Here is a 22,281-nt window from a genome sequence, read left to right as displayed (position 1 = left end):
CTCAGGAATTGCTCCCGAGGAAACGCTCCACGTGACACGGACCACCCTGATTCTCGCTCTCAGCGCGCTCGCCCTCTCGGCCTGTGAGGACCAGGCGAATGGCGGCGGCGCGGGTTCGCGCGATCAGATCAGGGCGGTGGGATCGTCGACCGTCTTTCCCTTCACCACCCTGGTGGCCGAGCAATTCATCAACTCGAGCCCCAACGCCCGGACGCCGGTGATCGAATCGACCGGCACGGGCGCGGGCATGAAGCTGTTCTGCGCCGGCATCGGCGCCGCGCATCCCGATATCGAGGCGGCATCACGCCGCATGAAGGCGTCCGAATATGCGACCTGCAAGGCGAACGGTGCCGGCGACCTGCTGGAAATCCAGGTCGGGCTCGACGGCATCGCCTTTGCCGAGGCAAACAATGGCCCCAAATTCCAGCTGACCCCGGTCGACCTGTTCAAGGCGATGGCGGCCAGCCCGATGGGAGCGAAGAACAGCGCGCGCACCTGGCGCGAGGTGAATCCGGCGCTGCCGGCGACGCCGATCCAGATCTACGGTCCGCCCGCAACCAGCGGCACGCGCGATGCGCTGACCGAGCTGATCCTCAACAAGGGCTGCGAAACCGCGATACCCGCGATGAAGCCGCTGAAAGAGACGGACAAGGACGCTTACGACAAGGTCTGCAGCCGGGTGCGCGAGGACGGCGCCTATATCGATGCCGGCGAGAACGACAATCTGATCGTCCAGAAGCTGCAGTCCAACCCGAGCGCGATCGGCATCTTCGGCTATTCCTATCTCGAGGAAAATCGCGACGAGGTGAACGGCGTGCCGCTGAACGGCATCGAACCGACCTATGAGACGATCGCGCAGGATCGCTATCCCGGATCGCGTCCGTTGTTCCTGTACGTCAAGAAGGCGCACCTCAACGCGATCCCCGGCCTGCGCCGCTTCCTCGTCGAATATTCGAAGCTGTGGAACCCGAGCGGACCACTGGTGAGGCGCGGGCTGATTGCCTCCCCGCCAGAGGTTCGCGCGCAATCGGTATCGATCATCAAGCACGAGACTCTGCTCGACCCGAGCAAGCTCCACTAGATGTCGGCCCTTGCCCTTCTTTTCCTGATCGCCGGGCTGGGGCTGATCGGCTGGCTGACCGCGCGCGTCCGCGCCGTGAGCTTCCGGCGCGACAGCAGCGCGCGGTTCAGTTCGCTGCCGTCGCATCATGGCACCTATGTCGCGATGTGGACGGTGCTGCCGGCCGCCCTGTTTCTCGCGATCTGGTCGTCGGTGTCCCCGGCGCTCGTCACTGACGCGGTGCTGGAAACGCCCGCCGCGGCGCAATTGCCGGCCAACCGGTTCGAGCGCGCGTCGGTCCTGTCCGAGGCGCGCAATCTCGCCGCCGGGCGGAGCTTCGGTACCTTCAACCCGCTCTCGCAAACGCTCGCGCCGGCCTATGCCTCGGCGCAGAAGCGTTATGACTGGATCGGCAGCGCCGCCGCCCTGCTGCTGGCGTTCGCGGCAGGCGCCTGGGCCTTTACGCGCATTCGCCCGGCCTTTCGCGCGCGGACCCAGATCGAGCGGGTGGTGATGGTGCTGCTGCTCGCCGCATCGCTGATCGCGATCCTGACGACGCTCGGCATCGTCGCGTCGCTGCTGTTCGAATCGGCGCGCTTCTTCCGCATGGTGCCGATCGGCGATTTCCTGTTCGGCACGCACTGGAGCCCGCAGGTGATCCCGGCCAACGATCCCGGCTCGGCGCTCGGCGCGGTGCCCTTGTTCTGGGGCACTTTCTTCATCGGCGCGGTGATCGCGATGATCGTTGCGATCCCGTTCGGGCTGATGAGCGCGATCTATCTGACTCAATATGCCGCGCCGCGCGTGCGCGCCTGGATGAAGCCGACCCTCGAGATCCTGGCGGGCGTGCCGACCGTCGTTTACGGCTATTTCGCCGCGTTGACCGTGGCGCCCGCGGTGCGCGATCTCGCCGTGTCGCTCGGCGTGACCTGGGCGTCGTCGGAAAGCGCGCTCGCTGCCGGTCTGGTGATGGGGGTGATGATCATCCCCTTCGTCTCCTCCATGGCCGACGATTCGATCGCGGCCGTGCCCTCCTCGATGCGCGACGGCAGCCTCGCCATGGGCGCGACCTCGTCCGAGACGATCCGCCGGGTGCTGTTGCCCGCCGCGCTGCCCGGCGTTGTCGGCGGCGTCCTGCTTGCGGTCAGCCGGGCGATCGGCGAGACGATGATCGTGGTGATGGCCGCCTCGGGCGTCGCCACCATGACGCTCAACCCCTTCGCCAGCGCGACGACCGTGACCAAGCAGATCGTCGACCTGCTGACCGGCGAGGCCGAGTTCGACAGCCCCAAGACGCTCGCCGCCTTTGCGCTGGGACTGACGCTATTCATCGTGACGCTGTTGCTCAACATCGTCGCGCTCACGGTCGTGAAACGGTATCGGGAGGCCTATGAATGAATAGTCTCCAGCCCGAAAAGGCACCGACCGACTGGCGTGCCGAGGCAATGCAGCGCCGCATCCGCCGCCGCTATCGGTCCGAACGCCGGTTCAAGCTGCTCGGGCTCGCGGCCGTGCTGCTGTCGGCGGGCTTCCTCGTCTTCCTGCTCGCCACGATGCTGGCGAATGGCATTGGCGGCTTCAGCCGCACCGAGATCAAGCTGCCGGTCGACTTTCCCAAAGCCGGCCTGACGCTTGATGCGACGCGGCTGTCGGGTCCGGGTGCCGACCTGGCGCTGGCCGGGGCCGGCATTCAGGGCGCGACCGATGGCGCGGCGATCGCCGCCTTCGGCAAGGACGGCGACCGGCTGATCTCCGACGGCGCATGGTTGAGTGTCCGCGCCGCAGTGAAGGCCGATCCGACGCTGCTGCGCGGCCGGGCGACGATCGCGGTGCCCGCCTCGGACGCGATCGACATCGCCGCCAAGGGTGAAGGATTCCCCGAGGCCGAGGCGCAGGTGGCGAAGCTGAAGGCGGCCGGTGTGCTGACCACCGGCTTCAACCTGTCCTTCCTGCGCGAAGCGGATTCGACCGACCCGACCATGGTCGGCATCTGGGGCGCGCTGAAGGGATCGATCTACACGATGATCGTCACCCTGTTGCTGGCCTTCCCGATCGGCGTGCTCTCCGCGCTCTATCTCGAGGAATATGCGCCGCAGAATCGCTGGACCGACCTGATCGAAGTCTCGATCAACAACCTTGCGGCGGTGCCGTCGATCATCTTCGGCCTGCTTAGCCTGGCAGTGTTCCTCAACACCTTCCATCTGCCGCGCTCGGCGGCGATGGTCGGGGGCCTCACGCTTGCGCTGATGACGATGCCGGTGATCGTCATCGCCGGGCGCAACGCGATCAAGAGCGTGCCGCCCTCGATCCGCGATGCCGCGCTCGCGGTCGGCGCCTCGCCGGTGCAGGTGGTGTTCCACCATGTGCTGCCGCTCGCTTTGCCCGGCATCCTGACCGGCACGATCATCGGCATGGCGCGCGCGCTCGGCGAGACCGCGCCGCTGCTGATGATCGGCATGCGCGCCTTCATCGCTTCCCCGCCCGACCGGCTGACCGATCCCGCGACGGTGCTGCCGGTGCAGATCTTCCTCTGGTCCGATCAGGTCAATCGCGGTTTCGTCGAGAAGACCAGCGCGGCGATCATCGTGCTGCTCGTCTTCCTGCTCGCGATGAACGGCGTCGCGATCTACCTCCGCAACAAATTCGAGACCCGCTGGTAATGACTCAACATCTCAAGATGACGGCCAACCACGTCAACGTCTTCTACGGCAAGAAGCAGGCGATCAACGACGTGTCGATCGACATCGACCAGGATCTCGTGACGGCGTTCATCGGCCCGTCGGGCTGCGGCAAATCGACCTTCCTGCGCACGCTCAACCGGATGAATGACACCGTCGCCAGCGCGAAGGTGACCGGCGACATCCGGCTTGACGGCGAGGACATCTATGCGCCCGAAATGGACGTGGTGCAGCTTCGCGCCCGGGTCGGCATGGTGTTCCAGAAACCCAACCCCTTCCCCAAGTCGATCTTCGAGAATGTGGCCTATGGCCCGCGCATCCACGGCCTCGCATCGAACAAGAGCCAGCTTACCGGCATCGTCGAGCAGTCGCTGAAGCGCGCCGGCCTGTGGGAGGAAGTGAAGGACCGGCTGCAGGACAGCGGCACGGCGCTATCGGGCGGCCAGCAGCAGCGGCTGTGCATCGCCCGCGCCATCGCCGTCGACCCAGAAGTGATCCTGATGGACGAGCCCTGCTCGGCGCTCGATCCGATCGCCACCGCCAAGATCGAGGAGCTGATCCACGAATTGAAGGGCCGCTACGCCATCGTGATCGTGACGCACAACATGCAGCAGGCGGCGCGCGTGTCGCAGCGCACGGCGTTTTTCCATCTCGGCACGCTGATCGAATATGGTGCGACGTCCGACATCTTCACCAACCCGCGCGAGGAGCGCACCAGGGACTATATCACCGGCCGGTACGGCTGAGCCACGGGACATATTCAGTGAGCGAACATACGGTAAAGGCTTTCGACGACGATATCGGGCAGCTCCGCGGCCTGATCGCGGAGATGGGCGGGCTCGCCGAACAGGCGATCGGCTCGGCGATCGAGGCGCTGCAGCGGCACGACCTGGAAGGCGCCGCGAAGATCGTCGCCGACGACAAGAAGATCGACGCGCTGGAAATGCAGGTCGAGCAGCTTGCCGTGCGCATCATTGCGCTGCGCGCGCCGATGGCGGTCGACCTGCGCGAGGTAGTCGCGGCGCTGAAGATTGCCGGCGTGGTCGAGCGGATCGGCGATTACGCCAAGAACATCGCCAAGCGCGTGCCGCTGATCGACAGCCATGGCGAGATCGAGCCGCTATCGGTGCTGCCGGCGATGGCCACGCTCGCCGCCGCCCTCGTCCATGACGTGCTCGACGCCTTTGCCGCGCGCGATGCCGAGGCTGCGGTCTCGGTGTGCGAGCGCGACAAGGCAGTCGACGATTTCTACAACAGTCTCTTCCGGGTGCTCGTGACGCACATGATGGAGAACCCGAAGACGATCGGCCAGGTCGCCCACCTGCTGTTCATTGCCAAGAATCTGGAGCGTGTCGGCGACCACGCGACCAATGTTGCCGAAATGGTATATTATGCCGCAACGGGCACGCACATGGCCGAGCGTGACCGCGCGACGATCGAAACGATCTGAAGGAGCAAGACCGATGGCCCGAGCGAAAATGCTGCTGGTAGAGGATGATGCGGCGCTTGCCGAACTCCTGATCTATCATTTCAAGCGCGAGGATTTCGAGGTCAAGCAGACCCCGGATGGCGAGGAAGCCCTGCTGCTCGCCAAGGAACAGACCCCCGATATCGTGCTGCTCGACTGGATGGTCGAGGGGCTTTCGGGGATCGAAGTGTGCCGCCGCCTGCGCCGCATGCCCGAGACGGCGAACGTGCCGATCATCATGCTCACCGCACGCGGCGAGGAAGAGGATCGTGTGCGCGGGCTCGAGACCGGCGCCGACGATTATGTGACCAAGCCCTTCTCGCCGCGCGAGCTGGTGGCGCGGGTCGGCGCGGTGCTGCGCCGCGTGCGGCCGGCGCTGGCGGGCGAGCAGCTCACCTATGGTGATGTCGAGATGGACACGGTCGGCCACAAGGTCCGCCGCGCGGGCGAAGTCGTGCCGCTCGGCCCGACCGAGTTCCGCCTGCTCAAGCATTTCCTCGAGCATCCGGGCTGGGTCTTCTCGCGCGAGCGCCTGCTCGATGCGGTGTGGGGGCATGATTCGGACATCGAATCGCGCACTGTCGACGTGCACATCCGCCGCCTGCGCAAGGCGATTAATGGGACGAACCGTCCGGATATTATCCGGACCGTCCGGTCTGCCGGCTACGCACTGGATTCGGGGGCCTAGGCCAGCGTCGAATCGGGTGCGAAACAGTGGAGCCATGCGCCCGCCCGCGCGTTTGGGGCGGGCGTGGGCGACAGCCTGCGCTTGAAAATGCAGGAGACAGTGATGAAACTCATGCTCTTGGCCGCTCTTGCGGTCGCAATGCCGGCGGTGGCGCAGGAAACGCCCGCCCCGCAGACGGCAGCCACCACCGATGCGGCGACGACACCCGATCCGGTCGGCGGCTATCAGCCCAGCCAGCCGGCATTGTCGGGCACGCCGCAGCCGGGCGTGAAGCCGACCTTCGTCCAGGCGCCTTCGCCCGACCAGGCCTTCCCCGCGCCCCCGCCGCTGGCGAAATACCCGATCTGCAAGCGCGGCCAGTTCGACAAGTGCATGCAGCGCGGCGGACGCTGATATGTCGGGCGGGCGCTAGGAAGCGCCCGCCACCACTTGCCTTGACGGTGCGATAGAATAGGAAGCGCTCCATCATCTTTGGGAGCGCCCGCATGACCATCAGTTTCAAGGACCGTGTCGCGATCGTCACCGGCGCAGGCGGCGGCCTGGGCCGCGCCTATGCGCTCGAACTGGCGAAGCGCGGCGCAAAGGTCGTCGTCAACGATCTGGGCGGGTCGCGCGACGGCACCGGCCATTCCGACGCAGCGCTGAAGGTCGTCGCCGAGATCGAGGCGGCCGGCGGCGAAGCCATGTCCGATGGCGGCAGCGTCACCGAATATGATCACATGGTCGAACTCGTCGCCAAGACGAAGGAGAAATGGGGCGGCGTCCACGTCCTGCTCAACAATGCCGGCGTGCTGCGCGACAAGAGCTTCGCGAAGATGGAGCCGGCCGATTTCAAGTTCGTCGTCGACGTCCACCTGATCGGTTCCGCCAATGTCACCAAGGCCGTGTGGGAGACGATGCGCGAGCAGAATTACGGCCGCATCCTGATGACCGCCTCGTCAACCGGACTGTACGGCAATTTCGGCCAGACCAATTACGGCGCCGCCAAGCTCGGCCTCGCCGGCTTCGCCAAGACGCTTTATCTCGAAGGCGCCAAGAACAACATCAAGGTCAACACGATCGCCCCGACCGCAGGCACGCGCATGACCGAGGACCTGTTTCCGCCCGAGGCCTTCCAGGCCTTCGCCCCGGAAAAGGTCGTTCCCGCCGCGCTCTATCTCGTGTCCGAGGATGCGCCGACCAACATGATCGTCGGCGCGGGCGCGGGCGTGTTCCAGGCGGCCTATGTCACCCTGACCCAGGGCAAGCTGCTGACCGGCGACGAGCTCAGCCCCGAAGGCATCGCGGCGCACTGGAGCGAGATCGTCGATCGCACCGGCGAGATGACCCCGCAATCCGGTGGCGAACAGGCCATGTCGATCCTGAGGAAGCTTCAGGGCGGCTGAGCTGTAGCACTGTATTGCCATGGCAATACACTCGTGATATTCCTCCCGCAACAACAGGAGGAATGCCATGTACAGCGAGAGCGATCTTGATGACGCGGTAGCGGCGGGGGCCATCTCCCGCGAAGCTGCCGCGGCCCTGCGCAGCCATGTCGCCCGGAGCCATTCGGCACCGGCGGTGGACGAGGAGCATTTCAAGCTTCTCAGCGGGTTCAACGACATCTTCGTCGCCATCGCGGTCGGGCTCGTGCTCGTCGCGCTGGCCTGGATCGGTCAGTCGGTCTTCAAGCCGCTCGCCGGCGCACTCGTTGCCATCGCCGCGTGGGGGCTCGCGGAATATTTCACCCGGCAGCGCCGCATGGCCCTGCCCAGCATCCTGCTGCTGATCGCCTTTGTCGGCGGCGTCGCCGCGACCCTGATCGGCGTCATGGTGGAAATCGACCCGGACCTCTCGGACCGTACCAATGCAGTGATCGGCGCCGGCATCGGCCTGGTCGCCGCCGGCGCGGCATGGGTGCACTGGAAGCGCTTCATGGTGCCGATCACCGTCGCGGCCGGCGCGGCCGCCCTGGTCGCGGTCGCGGTGGCGCTGACACTCGCGGCGATTCCGGCGGCGAAGGACGCGATCTATCCGATCCTGCTCGCCGGCGGCCTTGCCGTGTTCGCGCTCGCAATGTGGTGGGACATGTCGGACCGGGAGCGCCGCACGCGCCGCTCGGACGTCGCCTTCTGGCTGCATCTCGCCGCTGCACCGCTGATCGCGCATCCGGTGTTCCACATGCTCGGCGTGTTCAACGAGACCATCACGCTCGACATCGCGGCGATCGTGCTCGTGCTCTACCTCGTCTTCGCCTTCGTCGCGCTCGCGGTCGACCGTCGCGCGCTGCTGGTCTCCAGCCTCGCCTATGTCCTGTACGCGATGTACTCGCTGTTCCTTACGGCGGGCGCGGTAGAACTGGCCTGGGCCTTCACCGCGCTGGTGATCGGCTCGGCGCTGCTGACGCTCTCCGCCTTCTGGCACCCGATGCGCCGGCTCGTCGTCGGCACGCTGGGCAGCCTGAGTGAAAAACTTCCGCCAGTCGGGGCAATGGCCACCGCCTGACGCAAGAACCTGCCAAGCCAAACTGCCCCCGGCAGCCCTTGGGCCGCCGGGGTTCTTTTTTACAGATCCACGAGCTTCATCAGCCGGCGCTCCAGCGGTGCCAGCACGGGCGCGAGTTCGTGCCCGCGCTTCAAGACGACACCCGCTTCGTTGACCAGCGACCACATGCCCTGGCGGTTGCGCTGGGCGGGATGTTTCTGGATGCGGTATTCCGGCCGCTCGGCCGCGCGGCGGAAGGCAGCGAAGATCGCGGCGTCGCTGCCCAGTTCGATCGCATAGTCGCGCCAATGGCCGGCGGCGACCATCCGGCCATAGAGATCGAGGATACGAGTGAGTTCGAGGCGTTCGAAGCCGACCTGGCCGGCGCGTCCCTGCGGCAGCGGAAAAGGGGTTACCGTCCCCATCAGGCCTTTGCGCCCTGCCCGTCAGGCACGATCGCGCACGTTCTTGCGCTTGGGTTCGGACTCGGCGAGCAGCGCATCGAGCCGCTTGCGCATGGTCTCCAGTTCGCAGCGCAGCAGTTCCAGCTTTTGGGTCTGCGGATCGAACATGTCCTTGCACGGCGTGCCGTAAGCGAGGAATTCCTGCGGTTTCTGCCCGCCCTCGATCATCGTCGCGCGCGCGGGGATCCCGACCATGACCGCGCCTTCGGCCACGTCGCGCGTGACCACCGCGTTCGCGCCGATGCGCGAGCCGCGGCCAACGGTGATCGGCCCGAGCACCTGAGCGCCAGATCCGATGATCGCGCCCTCCATGATGGTCGGATGGCGCTTGCCCGCAACGCCATTGTCGGGGCTGGTGCCGCCCAGCGTGACGCATTGATAGATGGTGACGTTGTCGCCGATCTCCGCCGTCTCGCCGATCACGACGAAGCCGTGATCGATGAAGAAATTGCGCCCGATCTTCGCGCCTGGATGGATGTCGATCGCGGTGAAGGCGCGCGAGAAATGATTCACCAGCCGGGCGAGGAAATAGAATCGCGCGCCATACAGGCGATGCGCGACGCGGTGCCAGGCAAGCGCCCACACGCCCGGATAGGTCAGAATTTCCAGTCGAGACCGAGGCGCGGGATCGCGCGCCTTGATCGAATCGAGATAGGCGATCAATCGCTCCATCATCTCGCGTCCCCTTTGCAGCGCCCGTATCTAGGCGCTCAATACGGCGAATTAAAGGACCGGACTGCCGCTAACTTTCGAGGCATAAACCCTATCTTGCTTGTAGGATTTGGCAGGAACGGCGAATTCGGCGCAAATCGGTCGGAGAGTTTGCCCTGATGTTCGACGTAACGCTCGCGACCGTGGAAACCGTGCTGCCCTATATCGCGGTCGGCTTTGCCGCGCAGATGGTCGACGGGGCATTGGGCATGGCCTTTGGCGTGATCAACAACACGCTGCTGGTGAGCTTTCTCGGCGTACCCCCCGCGCTCGCCTCCGCCAGCGTGCATGCGGTGGAGACCTTCACCACCGCGGCATCGGGCGCGAGCCATATCTTCCACAAGAACGTCAACTGGAAGCTGTTCCGCCGCCTCGTCATCCCCGGCGTCATCGGCGGGGCGCTCGGCGCCTATGTGCTGAGCAATGTCGATGCCGCGGTCGCGAAGCCGTTCGTGATGGCCTATCTCGCCTCGATCGGCCTGTACCTGCTCTTTCGTGCCTGGCGTGGCCGGGTCGAGCCGCGCGAGCCGAAGATCATCGAGCCGCTCGGCCTGGTCGGCGGCTTCCTCGATGCGGCGGGCGGCGGCGGCTGGGGGCCGGTGGTGACGTCCAACCTGCTGGTTCAGGGCGCGAGCCCGCGCAGCACGATCGGCACGGTCAACACATCGGAATTCTTCCTGACCGCGACCATCTCCGCGACGTTCATCGCGACCATGGGGTTCGCGGCCTTCACCTTGCAGACGGTGGGCCTGCTGATCGGCGGGCTGATCGCGGCGCCGTTCGGCGGGCTGCTGGCGAAGCGGGTACCGGCACGGCTGCTGATGGCAATGGTCGGCGGACTGCTGACGGTGACCAGCGCCTATACGATCTGGGCGGCGGTGATGAAGTAACTTCTTGCTCCCCTCCCCTTCAGGGGAGGGGCTTTATAGGGAAGTCAGTTCACTGCTGCATGCACGGTCGCGACCGCCGTCATCACCGCGCCGATACGCACGGCGGTCTGGATCGCCTCGGCGGTGGCGCCAGCTTTCTTCAGCACATTCTCATGCGCGTCGATACACATGCCGCAGCCATTCATCGCCGAGACGGCGAGGCTGAACAGCTCGAAATCGACCTTGTCGATGCCCGGCGCGCCGATCACGTTCATGCGCAGCTTGGCCGGCATGGTGAGATATTCCTTGTTCCCGGCGAGATGCGTGAACCGGTAATAGACATTGTTCATCGCCATCACCGCCGCCGCCGCGCGGGCCGCATTGGCTGCCTCGGGCGAAAGCTTGTCGGCCACTTCGGCCTCCGTCGCATCGACCAAAGGCTTGTAGCCCGAGCCGTGCGCGCAGGTGAGCAGCAGGCCGTATTTCTGCTGGTCGGGCAGATGCGCTTCGTTGAGCAGCGAGCCGACATTCAGCCGGATATCCTTGGCGAAATCGGGCAGCGTGGCGGCGAATTCCTTGAGCGACATGATGTACTCCAATCAAGCGAAGGGGCGCGGAGCCGCTGGCCCCGCGCCCCTTCAACGTTCGTCAATTACGCGGCAACCTGGAGGACGTCGTCGCCCTTGTTCCAGTTGCACGGGCAGAGCTCGTCGGTCTGCAGCGCGTCGAGCACGCGGAGCGTCTCGGCGGGGTTGCGGCCGACGTTCAGGCCGTTGACCTGCACCGCCTGGATGACATTGTCCGGGTCGATGATGAAGGTCGCACGATACGCGACATGCTCATTGGCATCGAGGATGCCGAGCTTCGACGCGAGGACAGCGCCATTGTCCGCCAGCCAGGGGAAGTCGGCAGCGGCCAGATCCGGATCCGACTTGCGCCAGGCCAGGTGGACGTGCGCGGTGTCGGTCGAGGCGCCGATCAGCACGGCGTCGCGATCGGCGAAATCGTCCTTGAGCGCGGCATAACCCACGATTTCGGTCGGGCAGACGAAGGTGAAGTCCTTCGGCCAGTAGAACAGGATCTTCCAGCGGCCCGGAAACGCATCCTGGCTGAGCGTCTCGCCGGCGGGGAGCGCGTCGATGCCCTGCTGGACGGGAACGGTGAATTCGGGGAGCTTGTCACCGACAGTAAGCATATTGGCCTCCTCAAGAAATGGGTCGGCCTTCGGCATCCTCGCGACGCGGCGATTGATTCGCCGTCTGTGCTGAAGTGCATATAAGGCTGGCGTTTGATCGATCCAACAGGTTATTTAGGCCGTGTTGATCGATTGAGGCGATTATGGCCACTTACCTGCCGACCTTGAAACAGCTGCAATATCTCGTGGCGCTGAAGGACCATGGTCATTTCGGCCGGGCGGCGGATGCGTGCTTCGTTACCCAGTCGACCCTGTCCGCCGGCATCCGCGAGCTGGAGACGCTGATCGGCGTGACCCTGGTCGAGCGCACCCGCCGCGTGGTGCGCTTCACGCCGCTGGGCGACCGGATCGCCGACAAGGCGCGCCGGGTGCTGCGCGAGGCGGAGGAACTGGGCGACCTGGCCCGCGCCGCCGGGCGGCCGCTGTCGGGCGAGATGCGGATGAGCGTGATCCCGACCATCGCGCCCTTCATGCTGCCGCGTATCCTGCCGCGGCTCCGCCGCGACTATCCCGACCTGAAGCTGTTCCTGCGCGAGGAGCCGAGCGGGGCGGCGTGCGAGGGGCTACACAATGGCCGCACCGACTGCGTGCTGCTGGCCCTGCCCTATGCGTGCGGCGAGGTGGCGTCGCAATTCCTGTTCGACGACCGCCTGTTCGTCGCCGGCCCCGAAGGCGAGATCGGCAGCGCGACCGGGGCAATGCATGCCGATGACATCAATGAGGACCGGCTGTTGCTGCTCGAGGACGGGCATTGCCTGAAGGACCATGCCCTCGCGGCCTGCAACCGGCCAGAGCTGCGCGCGGAGGCGACGATGATGGGCACCTCGCTGCACACCATCGTCCAGATGGTCGACAACGGGCTTGGCGTGACGTTGCTGCCCGAGATGGCGCTGAAGGCGGGCATCCTCGACCATACGGGACTCACCGCACGGCCACTGGATGCCGCAAATCCTGCACGCCGTATCGCGCTGGTGTGGCGCCGTGCCTCCCCCCGCGAAAAGGATTTCCACCTGCTCGCGGAGGTACTTGCCGAGGCGCAGTAGCCTGCGGTTTGTGAAACCAATCAGCCGCCGGACCGTATCTTGTCCTGTGCGTCACCTCTGCGCGCATTCGATTAGCTGGAGAGACTGATGAAATTTTCCACCAAGCTTCCGGTTGTGGCGATATCCGGCCTGTTGATGGTCGCGTCCGCTGGAGCGCGTCCCCCTCAGGCGGCCCCTGCCCCCGCCGCGCCGGCAGCTCCCGCGGCCGAGGCGGCTCCGAACCCCGCCGTCGGCGGCGCCGCGATGGACGCGGCCAAGCCGATCCCGGAAAACGCCGCCGCCGCGCCGAACCTGACCACCCTGGTCAGCGCCGCGAAGGCAGCTGGCCTCGACGCGACTCTGGCTGGCCCTGGCCCCTTCACCGTGTTCGCGCCGACCAATGACGCATTCGGCCGGCTCGCGCCCGGCACCGTCGACACGCTGATGAAGCCCGAGAACAAGGCCACGCTGGTCAAGGTGCTCAGCTATCATGTCGTGCCCGGCGCGATCACGCTCGAGCAGCTCAAGCAGCAGATGACCGCCGGCGGCGGCACCGCGAAGCTGACCACCGTCGAGGGCGAGCCCCTGACCGTCACCGATCTCAATGGCGCGATCCAGATCACCGACGTCAACGGCAACAAGAGCTATGTCGAAGTGCCCGATGTCCGCCAGTCGAACGGCGTGGTGCATGTCGTCAACGGCGTGCTGCTGCCCAAGCTGGGCTGAGCTGGGCTAGGGCTTGTCCCATCGCGCGGCGGCATGCGTGTCGCCGTCGCGCGGTTCCACCCAACGCGCTTCGTCACCGCGCGTCTCGCGCTTCCAGAAGGGCGCCTCGGTCTTCAGGCGATCGATCAGGAAGGCGCAGGATTCGAGCGCCGCGCCGCGATGCGCCGCCGCCGTGCCGACGAACACCACCAGCTCGCCCGGTCGCATCACGCCCACCCGGTGCACCACGCTTGCCGCGGCAAGGCCCCATCGGCCGGCCGCTTCCTCCGCGAGACTGCGCAGCGCGGCTTCGGTCGCCCCGGGATAATGTTCGAGCTCCAGCGTGGTGACGCCGTCATCGGCGCGCACCACGCCGGCAAAGGTGGCGATCCCGCCGACGCCCGCCGCGGTGATCGCAGCGAATTCGGCGGACTGGTCGATCGGCTCGTGCTGGACGGCGACGCGGATCATCCCCCGGTCACCGGCGGGAAGATCGCCACTTCGCGCGGAGTCCCGAGCGGGGAATCGAGGCCGACAAAAACCTGGTCCACGGCGGCGCGCAGCCGGCCGCGATCGGCCAGGGCTTGGGCATGGCCGTCGCTGCGCGTCGCCAGCCAGTCGATCAGATCCGTGACCCGCGCCAGTCCTTCGGGTGGGTCCACCGTTTCACTGCCGGTGCCGATCGCTTCGCGCACCCAGGAGAAATAAAGCAGGTCGATCGCCATGACGGCGTTCAGTCCATGTGCTTCAGGCCGACCCGCAGATAGTCCCAGCCAGTGACCAGGGTCAGTACCGCGGCGCCCCAGAGGGCAGCGATGCTGAAGGTCTGGATCCAGGGAAAGGCGGGCAAGGCACCGGCAAGGATCAGCCCGCCGAGCGAGACGAGCTGCAAGGTCGTCTTCCATTTGGCCAGCTTCGACACCGGCACCGAGACCTGTAGCTGGGCCAGGAACTCCCGCAGGCCCGAAATGGCGATCTCGCGCAGCAGGATGATGATGCCGGCGATCAGCGACCAGCCCGCGATGTCGCGCGTCGCGACCAGCATCAGCACCACCGACGCGATCATGATCTTGTCGGCGATCGGATCGAGAAAGATGCCGAGCTTCGAGACGGTGCCCTTCGACCGGGCGAGATAGCCGTCGAAATAATCGGTGATGCCCATCAGGCAATAGAGCGCGAAGGCGATCGCATAGCCCGCCGGCCAGGCCGGCCACCACAGGAAGCCGACGAGCAGCGGCACCGCGAGAATCCGCGAGAGGGTGAGGATATTGGGCAGGGTCAGCATCGCCACCGACCCTAGGAGCCGGCGCCCTCCCCCGCAAGCTGGAGTCGGGCCTCGAGAAAGGGCCACAGCGAGGGGCTGGCAGGGCGGGTACCGACTATTCGGTTGCCGCCTTGTCTCCCGGTCGGCTATGCGATGCCCCTATTTCGCCACATGTGAGGCCGTTTCCCATCATGCTCAATGCGCTCGGCTTGCTGAAAGAGCGCCGGTTCATGCCGCTTTTCGTCACCCAGTTCCTCGGTGCCTTCAACGACAATCTCTTCAAGACTTCGATGGTGCTGTTCGCGACCTACCAGGTCTTCAACGACCCCAAGGTCGAACAGAGCTTCAATGCGCTCGCCACCGGGCTGGCGATCCTGCCCTTCTTCATATTGTCCGCCCTGGCGGGGCAGCTCGCCGACACGACCGACAAGGCGAAGATCATCCGGATCGTGAAGACCGCGGAAATCGCCATCATGCTCCTCGGCGCGGCCGGGTTGATGGTGGCGCGGGCCGGATTCTGGACACTCGGACTCGGGCTGATGCTTGGTGCCGTGCTCTGCCTCGGCGCGCACTCGACCTTTTTCGGGCCGATCAAATACGCGATCCTGCCGCAGCATCTGAAGTCGGACGAAGTGCTGGGCGGTACCGGCCTGGTCGAGGCGGCCACCTATCTCGCCATCCTGCTGGGCACGATCTTCGCCGGCGTGCTGTCCGTCGAGGGCGCGGCGATCATGGGCATCTGCGTCGCGCTGGTCGGCTGGTTCACGGCGCGAATGATCCCCGCGGCACCGCGCGCGGGCGCGGTCCTCTCGATCAACTACAATCCCTTCACTGCCTCCTGGCGGCTGATCAACGCCACAATGCACATCCCGCGCCTGTTCCTCGCGATCTGCGCGATCAGTTTCTTCTGGACGATCGGTGCGGTGCTGATCGTCACTTTCCCGCCGCTGGTGAAGAACGTCCTTACCGCCGATCCGCAGGTCTCCAGCATCGTCATCGCGCTGTTCTCGATCGGGATCGCGATCGGATCGATCGTCATCAATACCCTGCTCAAGGGGCGGGTATCGGCAAAATACGCCCCGGCCTCCGTGATCGCGATGGGGGGAATGGTGGTCGTCTTCTCGCTGATGATCCGCGCCTGGCCGGCCGCGCCGGCGGGCACGCTGTACGACTGGGTCGCCTTCTTCCAGATCCCCCGCGCGATCCCGCTCGTACTGGTGTTGATGGGCATCGCGATCACTGGTGGCATGTTCGTGGTTCCGCTCTACACCTTCCTCACCACCACGGTGACCAAGGACCAGACGGCGCGCACCGTCGCTGCCAACAATGTCGTCAATTCAGGCGCGATGGTGGTCGGGACGCTGCTGGTGCTGGGCGCGTCGGCGCTCGGCGTCACGCCCGACAACATGTTGTTCGTGGTCGCTGGCATGTGCCTGATCTCGGCCTGGCTGGCGCAGAAGCTCCATCTGGCCTGCGACTAGGTCGGTCGTCCCGGGATCGCGGAAATTCCCTGTTCCTGCCCCGTAACAGGGAATTAACAGGGAATTTTCATTTTTCTCGACCGTTTTTAGCCGATTTTCTCTGATTTTTTCTATTTTTTCAAGGTGTTAATGCCAATTCCCTGTTACCCGATAACAGGGAATTCATCCGCGCATAACAGGGAAATCCGTCTTCGCCCGCGATGAGAAACAGCGGGTTGGCGCCACGAGCGCCATCCGCCATCATCCTGCGACGATCGCCGTCTTCTTTGAATCGATGCGTGATCGTGCCGCGCCGGCCTTCAGAAGATGAAGGTGTAGATACAGATGAAGAAGGCCGTGAAGCTCAGCGCGAACAGCTTCAGATCCTGATCGTCGTTGCGCGGTCGCGACGGACTCGCCGGCTGTGCCGAGACGAGCCGGCGGCGGAACGGGTGACGGGCGGCGGTAGCCGCAAGGGCGAGATGCTGGGCCATGCGGAACAGTTAACGCCGCGTTTACGATTCGCGCCAGCCCCGAATTTGGTGAACCCGAGTCCGATATCGGGACAGCGCAGACAAGGATTTTCCCACACCCGAACTGGAACCAATCCAGGGTTGGACGATAGCGCCTCGAGCGGGTTAGGATTGCGCCGTGACCTTTTTCGAAAGCCTGATCGCGCTGCTGCTGATGGCGATCCTGCTCCTGCAGGTGGCGCGGCGCACCTGGATTCCCTATCCGACCATGCTGGCCGCCGCGGGGGTGATCGTCGCGCTGATTCCGGGCAGCCCGGTGATTCGCCTCGACGGACATACCGCGCTGGCGCTGTTCATCGCGCCGGTGCTGGTCGACGCCGCGTTCGATTTTCCGCTCGCCGCGATCCGCACCTTGTGGCGCCCGCTGCTCGCGCTGGCGGTCGGCGCGGTGCTGTTGACCACCGCGGTGGTCGCCTGGATCGGCTGGACCTTCGCCGGATTGCCGATCGCGGCGGCGATCACGCTGGGCGCGATCGTCGCGCCGCCCGATGCCGCGGCCGCGACCACGGTGCTGCGATCCGCCAAGCTGCCGCGCCGCACGGTCGAGGTGCTGACCGGCGAAAGCCTGCTCAACGATGCGACCGCGCTGCTGCTGTTCAGTGCCGCGCTCGCGGTCCAGAGCCATGGCGGGATCGACGGCGGCGTGGCGCTGCGCCTGGGCCTGGCGGTGCCGGGCGGCATCGCGCTCGGCATCGCCTGCGGCTGGGTCCATCGCTTTGTCGTGCCGTACACGCGCGGAACGCTCGGCGGAAACCTGCTCGAGTTCGTCAACACCTTCCTGGTGTGGATCATCGCCGACCGGCTCGGCCTGTCCGCCGTGCTGTGCGTGGTCGCGATGGCGATGTACCTCGCCAGTTCCCCGATCGTGCGCGCCAGCGCGCGCAACCGCATCCAGTCCTTCGCGGTGTGGGGCGGCGTGGTGTTCCTGCTCAACGTGCTCGCCTTCCTGCTGATGGGCATGCAGGTCCGCGAGATCGTCGGCGACATGCGGCCGGAGCGATTGCAGGAGGCGCTGAAGTTCGCGGGGCTGGTCGTCGCGGGCGTCGTCGTGACCCGTATCGCGTGGGTAGTGCTCTACAACCGGCTCGCGCGACATTTTGCGGCGATCCGCGGCCCCCTGAAGGCGCCGAGCCTGGCGCAGAGCATCGTGATCGGCTGGTGCGGCATGCGTGGGCTGGTGACGATGGCGACCGCCTTCGCCCTGCCCGCCGATTTTCCGGCGCGCGACATGATCCTGCTCGCCGCCTTCGGCGTGGTGCTGGCGACGCTGGTCGTGCAGGGCCTGACCCTGACGCCGCTGATCCGGCTGCTCAAGCTGCACGACGGCGGCGCCGAGGAGCGCGAGATGGCCAATGCCCGGAAATCCCTCGCCGACGTGGCCCTGGAGGCGATCGCCGATGCCAGGGGCAAGGTCGCCGAGGAAACGCGCCGCCAGCTCGAGATCGACCGGGATGCGTTGATCGATGCCGACGCCTGCACCGTCTTCGAGGAGCGCCAGAAGTTGAAGCGGACCGCCATCACCGCGCAGCGCGACCGGCTGCTCGCCCTCCGCGACGAGGAGAAGATCGGCGAAGATGCCTATGAGGTGCTTCAGGAAGAACTCGACTGGCGCGAGCTGGCGGTCGGACCTGAAGATATCCGCACGATCGAGGAAGGCTGACCTTGCCGACGAAACCCCTCCCCCATCGGCAGATCGGCGGTGTGATCGCACACGGCGTGCGGCGCGGACTCGTCCGGCAGGTGCGGGCCGTGTTCAACGATACGAAGAAGGGCGAGCGCCCGGTGGTGCGCAGCGACGACGCGCTGTTCGATCCCGGAACAATCGTGTGGCGCGTGCACGGCGACGTGACGACGATGATGGTCGGCGGGGTCGCCGCCTTGCTGCTGCAGATGCTTCATCCCGCGGTGCTGGCGGGCGTGTGGGACCATTCCAATTTCCGCACCGACATGCTCGGCCGCCTGCGGCGCACCGCGCGGTTCATCGCGATGACCACCTATGGCGCGCGGGACGAAGCGGAAGCCGCGATCGCCCGGGTCCGCGGCATTCACGACAAGGTGGGCGGGGTGCTGCCCGACGGCACGCCCTATCGCGCTGGCGATCCGAAACTGCTCGCCTGGGTGCATGTCAGCGAGGCGACGAGCTTCCTCGACGCCTGGATCCGCTACAGCGAACCGGACATGTCGGCCGCTGACCAGGACCGGTATTTCGCCGAGTTCGCGCGCATTCCCGAGGCGCTGGGTGCCGATCCGGTGCCGCGCAGCCGGGCGGAGGCGACTGCGCTGATCGCCGCGATGCGGCCCGAACTGACCGTCGATGCGCGCACGCAGGAAGTTGCCGCGCTGGTGCTGAACCAGCCCGCCCGAACCCTGTCGGCGGGGCCGGTACAGGCGATCACCTTTCAGGCGGCGGTCGATCTGTTGCCGGATTGGGCACGGCACATGCACGGCCTTGCCGCGCCGCGCCTGACCCGGCCGCTGGTGCGCGCGGGCACGTTCGGGATTGCGCGCACTTTACGCTGGGCGTTCGGTTAGCCCCACTCCCCCGTTCGTTTCGAGCGACGTCGAGAAACATTAATGGAGCGCCTGACCCGGTTTCTCGACTTCGCTCGAAACGAACGGAAAAAGAGGAAAAACAGACTTGGACGTAGAAGTTAGTCGGCCGCCGGCGCGACGATCCGCAACGCCCCTGCCCTGATCCGGAACTCCAGCGGGAATTCGAGCTCGCGCACTTCGCCGTCGAGACCGACATCGACACCCTTGCGATGCGCATGGACGGTCAGCGTCTCGCACTCGCCATATTCGACGAAATCCTTGTGGTGGTCGGCCCGGCCCGCCACCGCGCGAAGGGCGAACCACAGCAGGGCGAACCGCCCCGGCGCGGCCAGCGCGAAGACCGACAGCTTGCCCTGGCTGAGCGACGCCCGCTCGCCGATCTGCCCGCGTTCGAGCGAATAGAGATTGTTGCCGACGAAGAGCAGCGACGTGACCAGCGGCTTCTGCCCCTCGCCCATGTCGAGGCTGAGCTGATAGCGCCGCAACCGCCTCCAGGCGTTCCAGGAAGCGGGAATGGACGCGAGCCATTTCGGCATGCCCAGCCTTTCGCGATAGGCGTCGCGTTGCCGAACCATCATCGGGTAAAGGCCGATCGACGCGTTGTTGGCGAAGACATGGCCGTTGACCTCGGCAAGGTCGATCGAGGTCGCGGTGCCGTGAACGGCCAGCGCCGCCGCCTCTTCGAGCGTCGCGGGGATACCGAGGTCGCGCGCGAGGTGGTTCAGCGTGCCGAGCGGCAACAGGCCCATTTCGACATCGCCATCCGCCAGCACGGCGGCGGCGCACGCCGCGGTGCCGTCTCCGCCACCGACGACCACGCGCTTGCTGGTGGCCGCGGCATCGCGCACCGCGTCCGCCGTATCTGGTCCATCGAGCAGGCGGACCGCGATATCGGCACCCGCAAAGGCATCGACCAGATGCTGTTCGAGATCCTCGCCGGCCGATGCGGCGGTGCCTCCCTTGCGGTTGACCAGGACGGGAAGCGGCAAATTCGACACAGACCCGTAACGATCGAGTGTCGCGCTTGTTCAGATCGAAATCGCGGGCGTCTGAAAGATATCGTCCGCCACCTCGCGCGACGTCCAGCTGTCGCCGTCGCGGGCGAAGCGGACATGGTTGCCGCGATTGAACGCGGCCCCGTCCCAGGCGATCACCTGCAGTTCGATATCGTCGTTGCGATGGACATGGATCCAGTTGAAGCTCTGCAGCTCGTCATTGCGGAGCCGCGTCGAGGTCGCGGTGCCCGCCTGGATGACGAGCGACCCGCCGGCGGTTTCCACCATGCGGCGTGCCGCCTCGGCATAGGTCCGGTGAAAATGCCCGGCCAGCGCGATATGTACGCCCGCGCGGCACATCGCGACCACCGCGTCGCGGTGGCGGCCGACCGCCTCGCTCAGTTCGCCACCCTCGCCGATCGGCATGGCGAACAGCGGGTGATGCGTGACGAGGATGCGCGTCTTCTGCGGCGCCACCGGGCCGAAGCGGTCGTGAACCATCGCGAGCTGGTCGCGATTGATCCGGCCATCCTTGAAGGTGAGCGAGCGTGCCGTGTTGATGCCGAGGATCGCGACCTCGTCATTCTCGAACCAGGGACAGAGATTGTCGTCGACATAGCGCTTGTAGCGATCGAGCGGCGCGAGGAAACGCCGGGCCACGTCATAAAGCGGCACGTCGTGATTGCCGGGAATGAGCAGCAGTTTCAGGCCCGCCGCGCGCAGCCGATCGAGCCAGGCCGCCGCCTCGCGGAACTGGGCAACACGCGCACGCTGCGTAAAATCGCCGCTGACGATGACGAGATCGGGGCGATGCTCGGCCAGCCAGGCCTCGGTCGCCGCGACGATCCGGGGATCATGCGCACCGAAGTGAATATCCGAGAGGTGCGCGATCCGGGCCACGGCCGTCCAACGAGCGACGGCACGCCCGGTTTCATAATCGCCCTGCCGCATTTTTTCCTATTAAAAGCGTAGGAATTGATCCATGCAGACGGCGGACACAACGCCAGGACGGAGCGGGTGACGATCGCGTCTCCCCGTGACGTCCTGAAACAACTACGGAGAAACCGTCCATGAAGAAGTTCGTTATCCTGCCGCTCATCGCCGTCGCCTCGCTCGGCCTCGCCGCCTGCGACCCCAAGACGCCCGTCGACAACAGCGCGAACGCGACCGACGTCACGCTGAACAGCGAAGACACGCTGGACGTGAACGCGACCGACGAAGCCGCGCTGAACCTGACGGACAACGCGACCGCGGTGGACAATGCGATTGCCCCGCTGGACAGCGCCGGGAACGTCACGACCAACTGATTCCGACCCGGCGCTCCCTAGGCGTCGAACAGGCCGCGCGACCGGATGGTCGCGCGGCCTTTTTAATGCGCGACGCGCCGCCTGGATTTCATCCGATGGCCAAGGCGGACTATCGCAAAGCAAAGCAGCTCTGTATTTCCCAGTCATCCGATAGGGATTAGAGAGAAGCTGCGTTGATGCTCCCTAGCAGAACGTAACCTAAGGCCCGGCGCCCCTGGGTGCCGGGCCGCTACTTTAGGCCGTTAACCCATTGACGGCAGGCACGATGCCCGGCGTCCATCCGAGTTGGTCGAGGAAGGTCACGAGCTGAGCTGGGGCAGCATCCGCCGGCACAGCCCGTTGCCATTGTCGGTCTGCGATTGCGGTGTCGATGTAACGGAAGTCCACCATTCCCGACGGTAGCGGTGACATCCGGAGGTAGGGTCCAGCGTAGGGAGCCGTGTCGGTTTGCTGCACGCACAGATCGTGCATCGAGGTCCACCCGAATAGCGACCGGTTCAGGGGGCCTTCAGCGATCAGAATGGCGAGCTGTTCTACACCAGCTATTGCTGATCGAAACGTTTCGTCCCCAAGTGTTCGCTTCTGCCCGAAGATGGCAATGATGTTGGCCCACGGCTCACTCATGGAGGAAACCTGCGGCGAGAAGTACCGCCTGTCAAACGGCTGAAATGGCACTTCCGCCGGTCCAACAATTTGATGGACGCGCACCATGAGCCGATATGATCTGACCGACTTCGAGTGGCGCGTGATCGAGAGCGCTTCTTCAGCAGGTTCAAGCACTTTTGTCATATCGCCATCCGATACGGCAAGCCGCCGAGAAATTCCTCGCGATGGTCCAACTCGCCT

Annotated in this window: 27 protein-coding genes; 16 read left to right on the top strand and 11 right to left on the bottom strand. The window is 65.7% G+C overall.

Features of this window, described 5'->3' with window-relative positions; genetic code table 11:
* The first annotated feature begins 31 nt into the window (after positions 1-31).
* The 9 genes from ACZ1I5_RS05270 (at position 32) to ACZ1I5_RS05230 (ending at position 8,378) form a co-directional block, all read left to right on the top strand.
* A complete protein-coding gene (locus ACZ1I5_RS05270) occupies positions 32-1,081 on the top strand; it encodes a substrate-binding domain-containing protein (RefSeq protein ID WP_465172679.1) in 1,050 nt (349 codons plus the stop codon).
* The gene (pstC, locus tag ACZ1I5_RS05265) at positions 1,082-2,458 is read left to right on the top strand and encodes a phosphate ABC transporter permease subunit PstC (protein WP_465172678.1); all 1,377 of its coding nucleotides are present in this window, start codon (positions 1,082-1,084) and stop codon (positions 2,456-2,458) included.
* Positions 2,455-3,720, top strand: a complete 1,266-nt coding sequence (gene pstA, locus ACZ1I5_RS05260) for a phosphate ABC transporter permease PstA (RefSeq protein ID WP_465172677.1) — start codon at positions 2,455-2,457, stop codon at positions 3,718-3,720. The genes pstC and pstA overlap by 4 nt, the downstream gene beginning before the upstream one ends.
* Entirely contained in the window at positions 3,720-4,484 is a 765-nt protein-coding gene (gene pstB, locus ACZ1I5_RS05255) for a phosphate ABC transporter ATP-binding protein PstB (RefSeq protein ID WP_465172676.1), read from the top strand. The genes pstA and pstB overlap by 1 nt, the downstream gene beginning before the upstream one ends.
* Before the next feature lie 17 nt (positions 4,485-4,501).
* Positions 4,502-5,188 (top strand): phosphate signaling complex protein PhoU, encoded by a 687-nt coding sequence (gene phoU / locus ACZ1I5_RS05250; protein WP_465172675.1) that lies wholly within the window; start codon positions 4,502-4,504, stop codon positions 5,186-5,188.
* A 13-nt stretch (positions 5,189-5,201) separates the two neighbouring features.
* Complete coding sequence (phoB, locus tag ACZ1I5_RS05245; RefSeq protein WP_372852268.1) at positions 5,202-5,894, top strand: phosphate regulon transcriptional regulator PhoB; 693 nt, start codon at positions 5,202-5,204, stop codon at positions 5,892-5,894.
* 102 nt (positions 5,895-5,996) lie between these two features.
* Positions 5,997-6,287 carry a hypothetical protein gene (locus ACZ1I5_RS05240; protein WP_465172674.1) on the top strand — a complete coding sequence of 97 codons (291 nt, stop codon included), beginning with the start codon at positions 5,997-5,999 and terminating at the stop codon, positions 6,285-6,287.
* A 92-nt stretch (positions 6,288-6,379) separates the two neighbouring features.
* A complete protein-coding gene (locus tag ACZ1I5_RS05235; RefSeq protein ID WP_465172673.1) occupies positions 6,380-7,279 on the top strand; it encodes an SDR family NAD(P)-dependent oxidoreductase in 900 nt (299 codons plus the stop codon).
* A gap of 67 nt (positions 7,280-7,346) precedes the next feature.
* Positions 7,347-8,378, top strand: a complete 1,032-nt coding sequence (locus ACZ1I5_RS05230) for a hypothetical protein (RefSeq protein WP_465172672.1) — start codon at positions 7,347-7,349, stop codon at positions 8,376-8,378.
* A 59-nt stretch (positions 8,379-8,437) separates the two neighbouring features.
* Here ACZ1I5_RS05230 and ACZ1I5_RS05225 read toward each other — a convergent pair whose 3' ends face one another.
* Complete coding sequence (locus ACZ1I5_RS05225) at positions 8,438-8,782, bottom strand: DUF2794 domain-containing protein (RefSeq protein ID WP_465172671.1); 345 nt, start codon at positions 8,780-8,782, stop codon at positions 8,438-8,440.
* 21 nt (positions 8,783-8,803) lie between these two features.
* On the bottom strand, positions 8,804-9,496 hold the full coding sequence (gene epsC / locus ACZ1I5_RS05220; protein WP_465172670.1) for a serine O-acetyltransferase EpsC: 693 nt from the start codon (positions 9,494-9,496) through the stop codon (positions 8,804-8,806).
* A 155-nt stretch (positions 9,497-9,651) separates the two neighbouring features.
* On the opposite strand from epsC, the gene ACZ1I5_RS05215 reads away from it, so the two are divergent.
* Positions 9,652-10,422: a sulfite exporter TauE/SafE family protein gene (locus ACZ1I5_RS05215; protein ID WP_465172669.1), complete on the top strand. Its 771-nt coding sequence runs from the start codon at positions 9,652-9,654 to the stop codon at positions 10,420-10,422.
* A gap of 44 nt (positions 10,423-10,466) precedes the next feature.
* Here the strand turns inward: ACZ1I5_RS05215 and ahpD are convergent, their stop codons facing one another.
* Positions 10,467-10,988, bottom strand: a complete 522-nt coding sequence (gene ahpD, locus ACZ1I5_RS05210) for an alkylhydroperoxidase, AhpD family (protein WP_465172668.1) — start codon at positions 10,986-10,988, stop codon at positions 10,467-10,469.
* Positions 10,989-11,053: 65 nt separating this feature from the next.
* A complete protein-coding gene (locus ACZ1I5_RS05205; RefSeq protein WP_465172667.1) occupies positions 11,054-11,596 on the bottom strand; it encodes a peroxiredoxin in 543 nt (180 codons plus the stop codon).
* A gap of 143 nt (positions 11,597-11,739) precedes the next feature.
* On the opposite strand from ACZ1I5_RS05205, the gene ACZ1I5_RS05200 reads away from it, so the two are divergent.
* Positions 11,740-12,639 carry a hydrogen peroxide-inducible genes activator gene (locus ACZ1I5_RS05200; RefSeq protein WP_465172666.1) on the top strand — a complete coding sequence of 300 codons (900 nt, stop codon included), beginning with the start codon at positions 11,740-11,742 and terminating at the stop codon, positions 12,637-12,639.
* Positions 12,640-12,726: 87 nt separating this feature from the next.
* Complete coding sequence (locus ACZ1I5_RS05195) at positions 12,727-13,344, top strand: fasciclin domain-containing protein (RefSeq protein ID WP_465172665.1); 618 nt, start codon at positions 12,727-12,729, stop codon at positions 13,342-13,344.
* 6 nt (positions 13,345-13,350) lie between these two features.
* On the opposite strand, the gene ACZ1I5_RS05190 is transcribed toward ACZ1I5_RS05195, so the two are convergent.
* The 3 genes from ACZ1I5_RS05190 to pgsA are packed head-to-tail and all read right to left on the bottom strand — an operon-like array spanning position 13,351 to position 14,608.
* The gene (locus ACZ1I5_RS05190) at positions 13,351-13,794 is read right to left on the bottom strand and encodes a molybdenum cofactor biosynthesis protein MoaE (protein WP_465172664.1); all 444 of its coding nucleotides are present in this window, start codon (positions 13,792-13,794) and stop codon (positions 13,351-13,353) included.
* Positions 13,791-14,048, bottom strand: coding sequence for a MoaD/ThiS family protein (locus ACZ1I5_RS05185; RefSeq protein ID WP_465172663.1), 258 nt, complete (start codon positions 14,046-14,048; stop codon positions 13,791-13,793). The genes ACZ1I5_RS05190 and ACZ1I5_RS05185 overlap by 4 nt, the downstream gene beginning before the upstream one ends.
* A gap of 8 nt (positions 14,049-14,056) precedes the next feature.
* On the bottom strand, positions 14,057-14,608 hold the full coding sequence (gene pgsA / locus ACZ1I5_RS05180) for a CDP-diacylglycerol--glycerol-3-phosphate 3-phosphatidyltransferase (RefSeq protein WP_465172662.1): 552 nt from the start codon (positions 14,606-14,608) through the stop codon (positions 14,057-14,059).
* A gap of 170 nt (positions 14,609-14,778) precedes the next feature.
* On the opposite strand from pgsA, the gene ACZ1I5_RS05175 reads away from it, so the two are divergent.
* On the top strand, positions 14,779-16,068 hold the full coding sequence (locus ACZ1I5_RS05175) for an MFS transporter (RefSeq protein WP_465173896.1): 1,290 nt from the start codon (positions 14,779-14,781) through the stop codon (positions 16,066-16,068).
* 299 nt (positions 16,069-16,367) lie between these two features.
* Here the strand turns inward: ACZ1I5_RS05175 and ACZ1I5_RS05170 are convergent, their stop codons facing one another.
* Positions 16,368-16,541 (bottom strand): hypothetical protein, encoded by a 174-nt coding sequence (locus tag ACZ1I5_RS05170; protein WP_465172661.1) that lies wholly within the window; start codon positions 16,539-16,541, stop codon positions 16,368-16,370.
* A 157-nt stretch (positions 16,542-16,698) separates the two neighbouring features.
* Here ACZ1I5_RS05170 and ACZ1I5_RS05165 point away from each other — a divergent pair, with 157 nt between their 5' ends.
* Both ACZ1I5_RS05165 and ACZ1I5_RS05160 read left to right on the top strand, forming a co-directional pair.
* Positions 16,699-18,240 (top strand): cation:proton antiporter, encoded by a 1,542-nt coding sequence (locus ACZ1I5_RS05165; protein ID WP_465172660.1) that lies wholly within the window; start codon positions 16,699-16,701, stop codon positions 18,238-18,240.
* 32 nt (positions 18,241-18,272) lie between these two features.
* Complete coding sequence (locus ACZ1I5_RS05160) at positions 18,273-19,112, top strand: oxygenase MpaB family protein (protein ID WP_465173895.1); 840 nt, start codon at positions 18,273-18,275, stop codon at positions 19,110-19,112.
* 119 nt (positions 19,113-19,231) lie between these two features.
* Here ACZ1I5_RS05160 and ACZ1I5_RS05155 read toward each other — a convergent pair whose 3' ends face one another.
* Both ACZ1I5_RS05155 and ACZ1I5_RS05150 read right to left on the bottom strand, forming a co-directional pair.
* On the bottom strand, positions 19,232-20,131 hold the full coding sequence (locus tag ACZ1I5_RS05155; protein WP_465172659.1) for a diacylglycerol/lipid kinase family protein: 900 nt from the start codon (positions 20,129-20,131) through the stop codon (positions 19,232-19,234).
* Between the two features lie 30 nt (positions 20,132-20,161).
* Positions 20,162-21,028: a metallophosphoesterase family protein gene (locus tag ACZ1I5_RS05150; RefSeq protein ID WP_465173894.1), complete on the bottom strand. Its 867-nt coding sequence runs from the start codon at positions 21,026-21,028 to the stop codon at positions 20,162-20,164.
* Between the two features lie 170 nt (positions 21,029-21,198).
* Here ACZ1I5_RS05150 and ACZ1I5_RS05145 point away from each other — a divergent pair, with 170 nt between their 5' ends.
* Entirely contained in the window at positions 21,199-21,435 is a 237-nt protein-coding gene (locus ACZ1I5_RS05145) for a hypothetical protein (RefSeq protein WP_465172658.1), read from the top strand.
* A 234-nt stretch (positions 21,436-21,669) separates the two neighbouring features.
* On the opposite strand, the gene ACZ1I5_RS05140 is transcribed toward ACZ1I5_RS05145, so the two are convergent.
* Positions 21,670-22,224, bottom strand: a complete 555-nt coding sequence (locus ACZ1I5_RS05140; protein ID WP_465172657.1) for a hypothetical protein — start codon at positions 22,222-22,224, stop codon at positions 21,670-21,672.
* Between the last annotated feature and the right edge of the window lie 57 nt (positions 22,225-22,281).

The organism is Sphingomonas sp. BL-S-30, assembly GCF_055521475.1.
The sequence above is the reverse complement of the archived record's forward strand: the minus strand, read 5'-3'. Positions and strand labels throughout refer to the sequence as shown.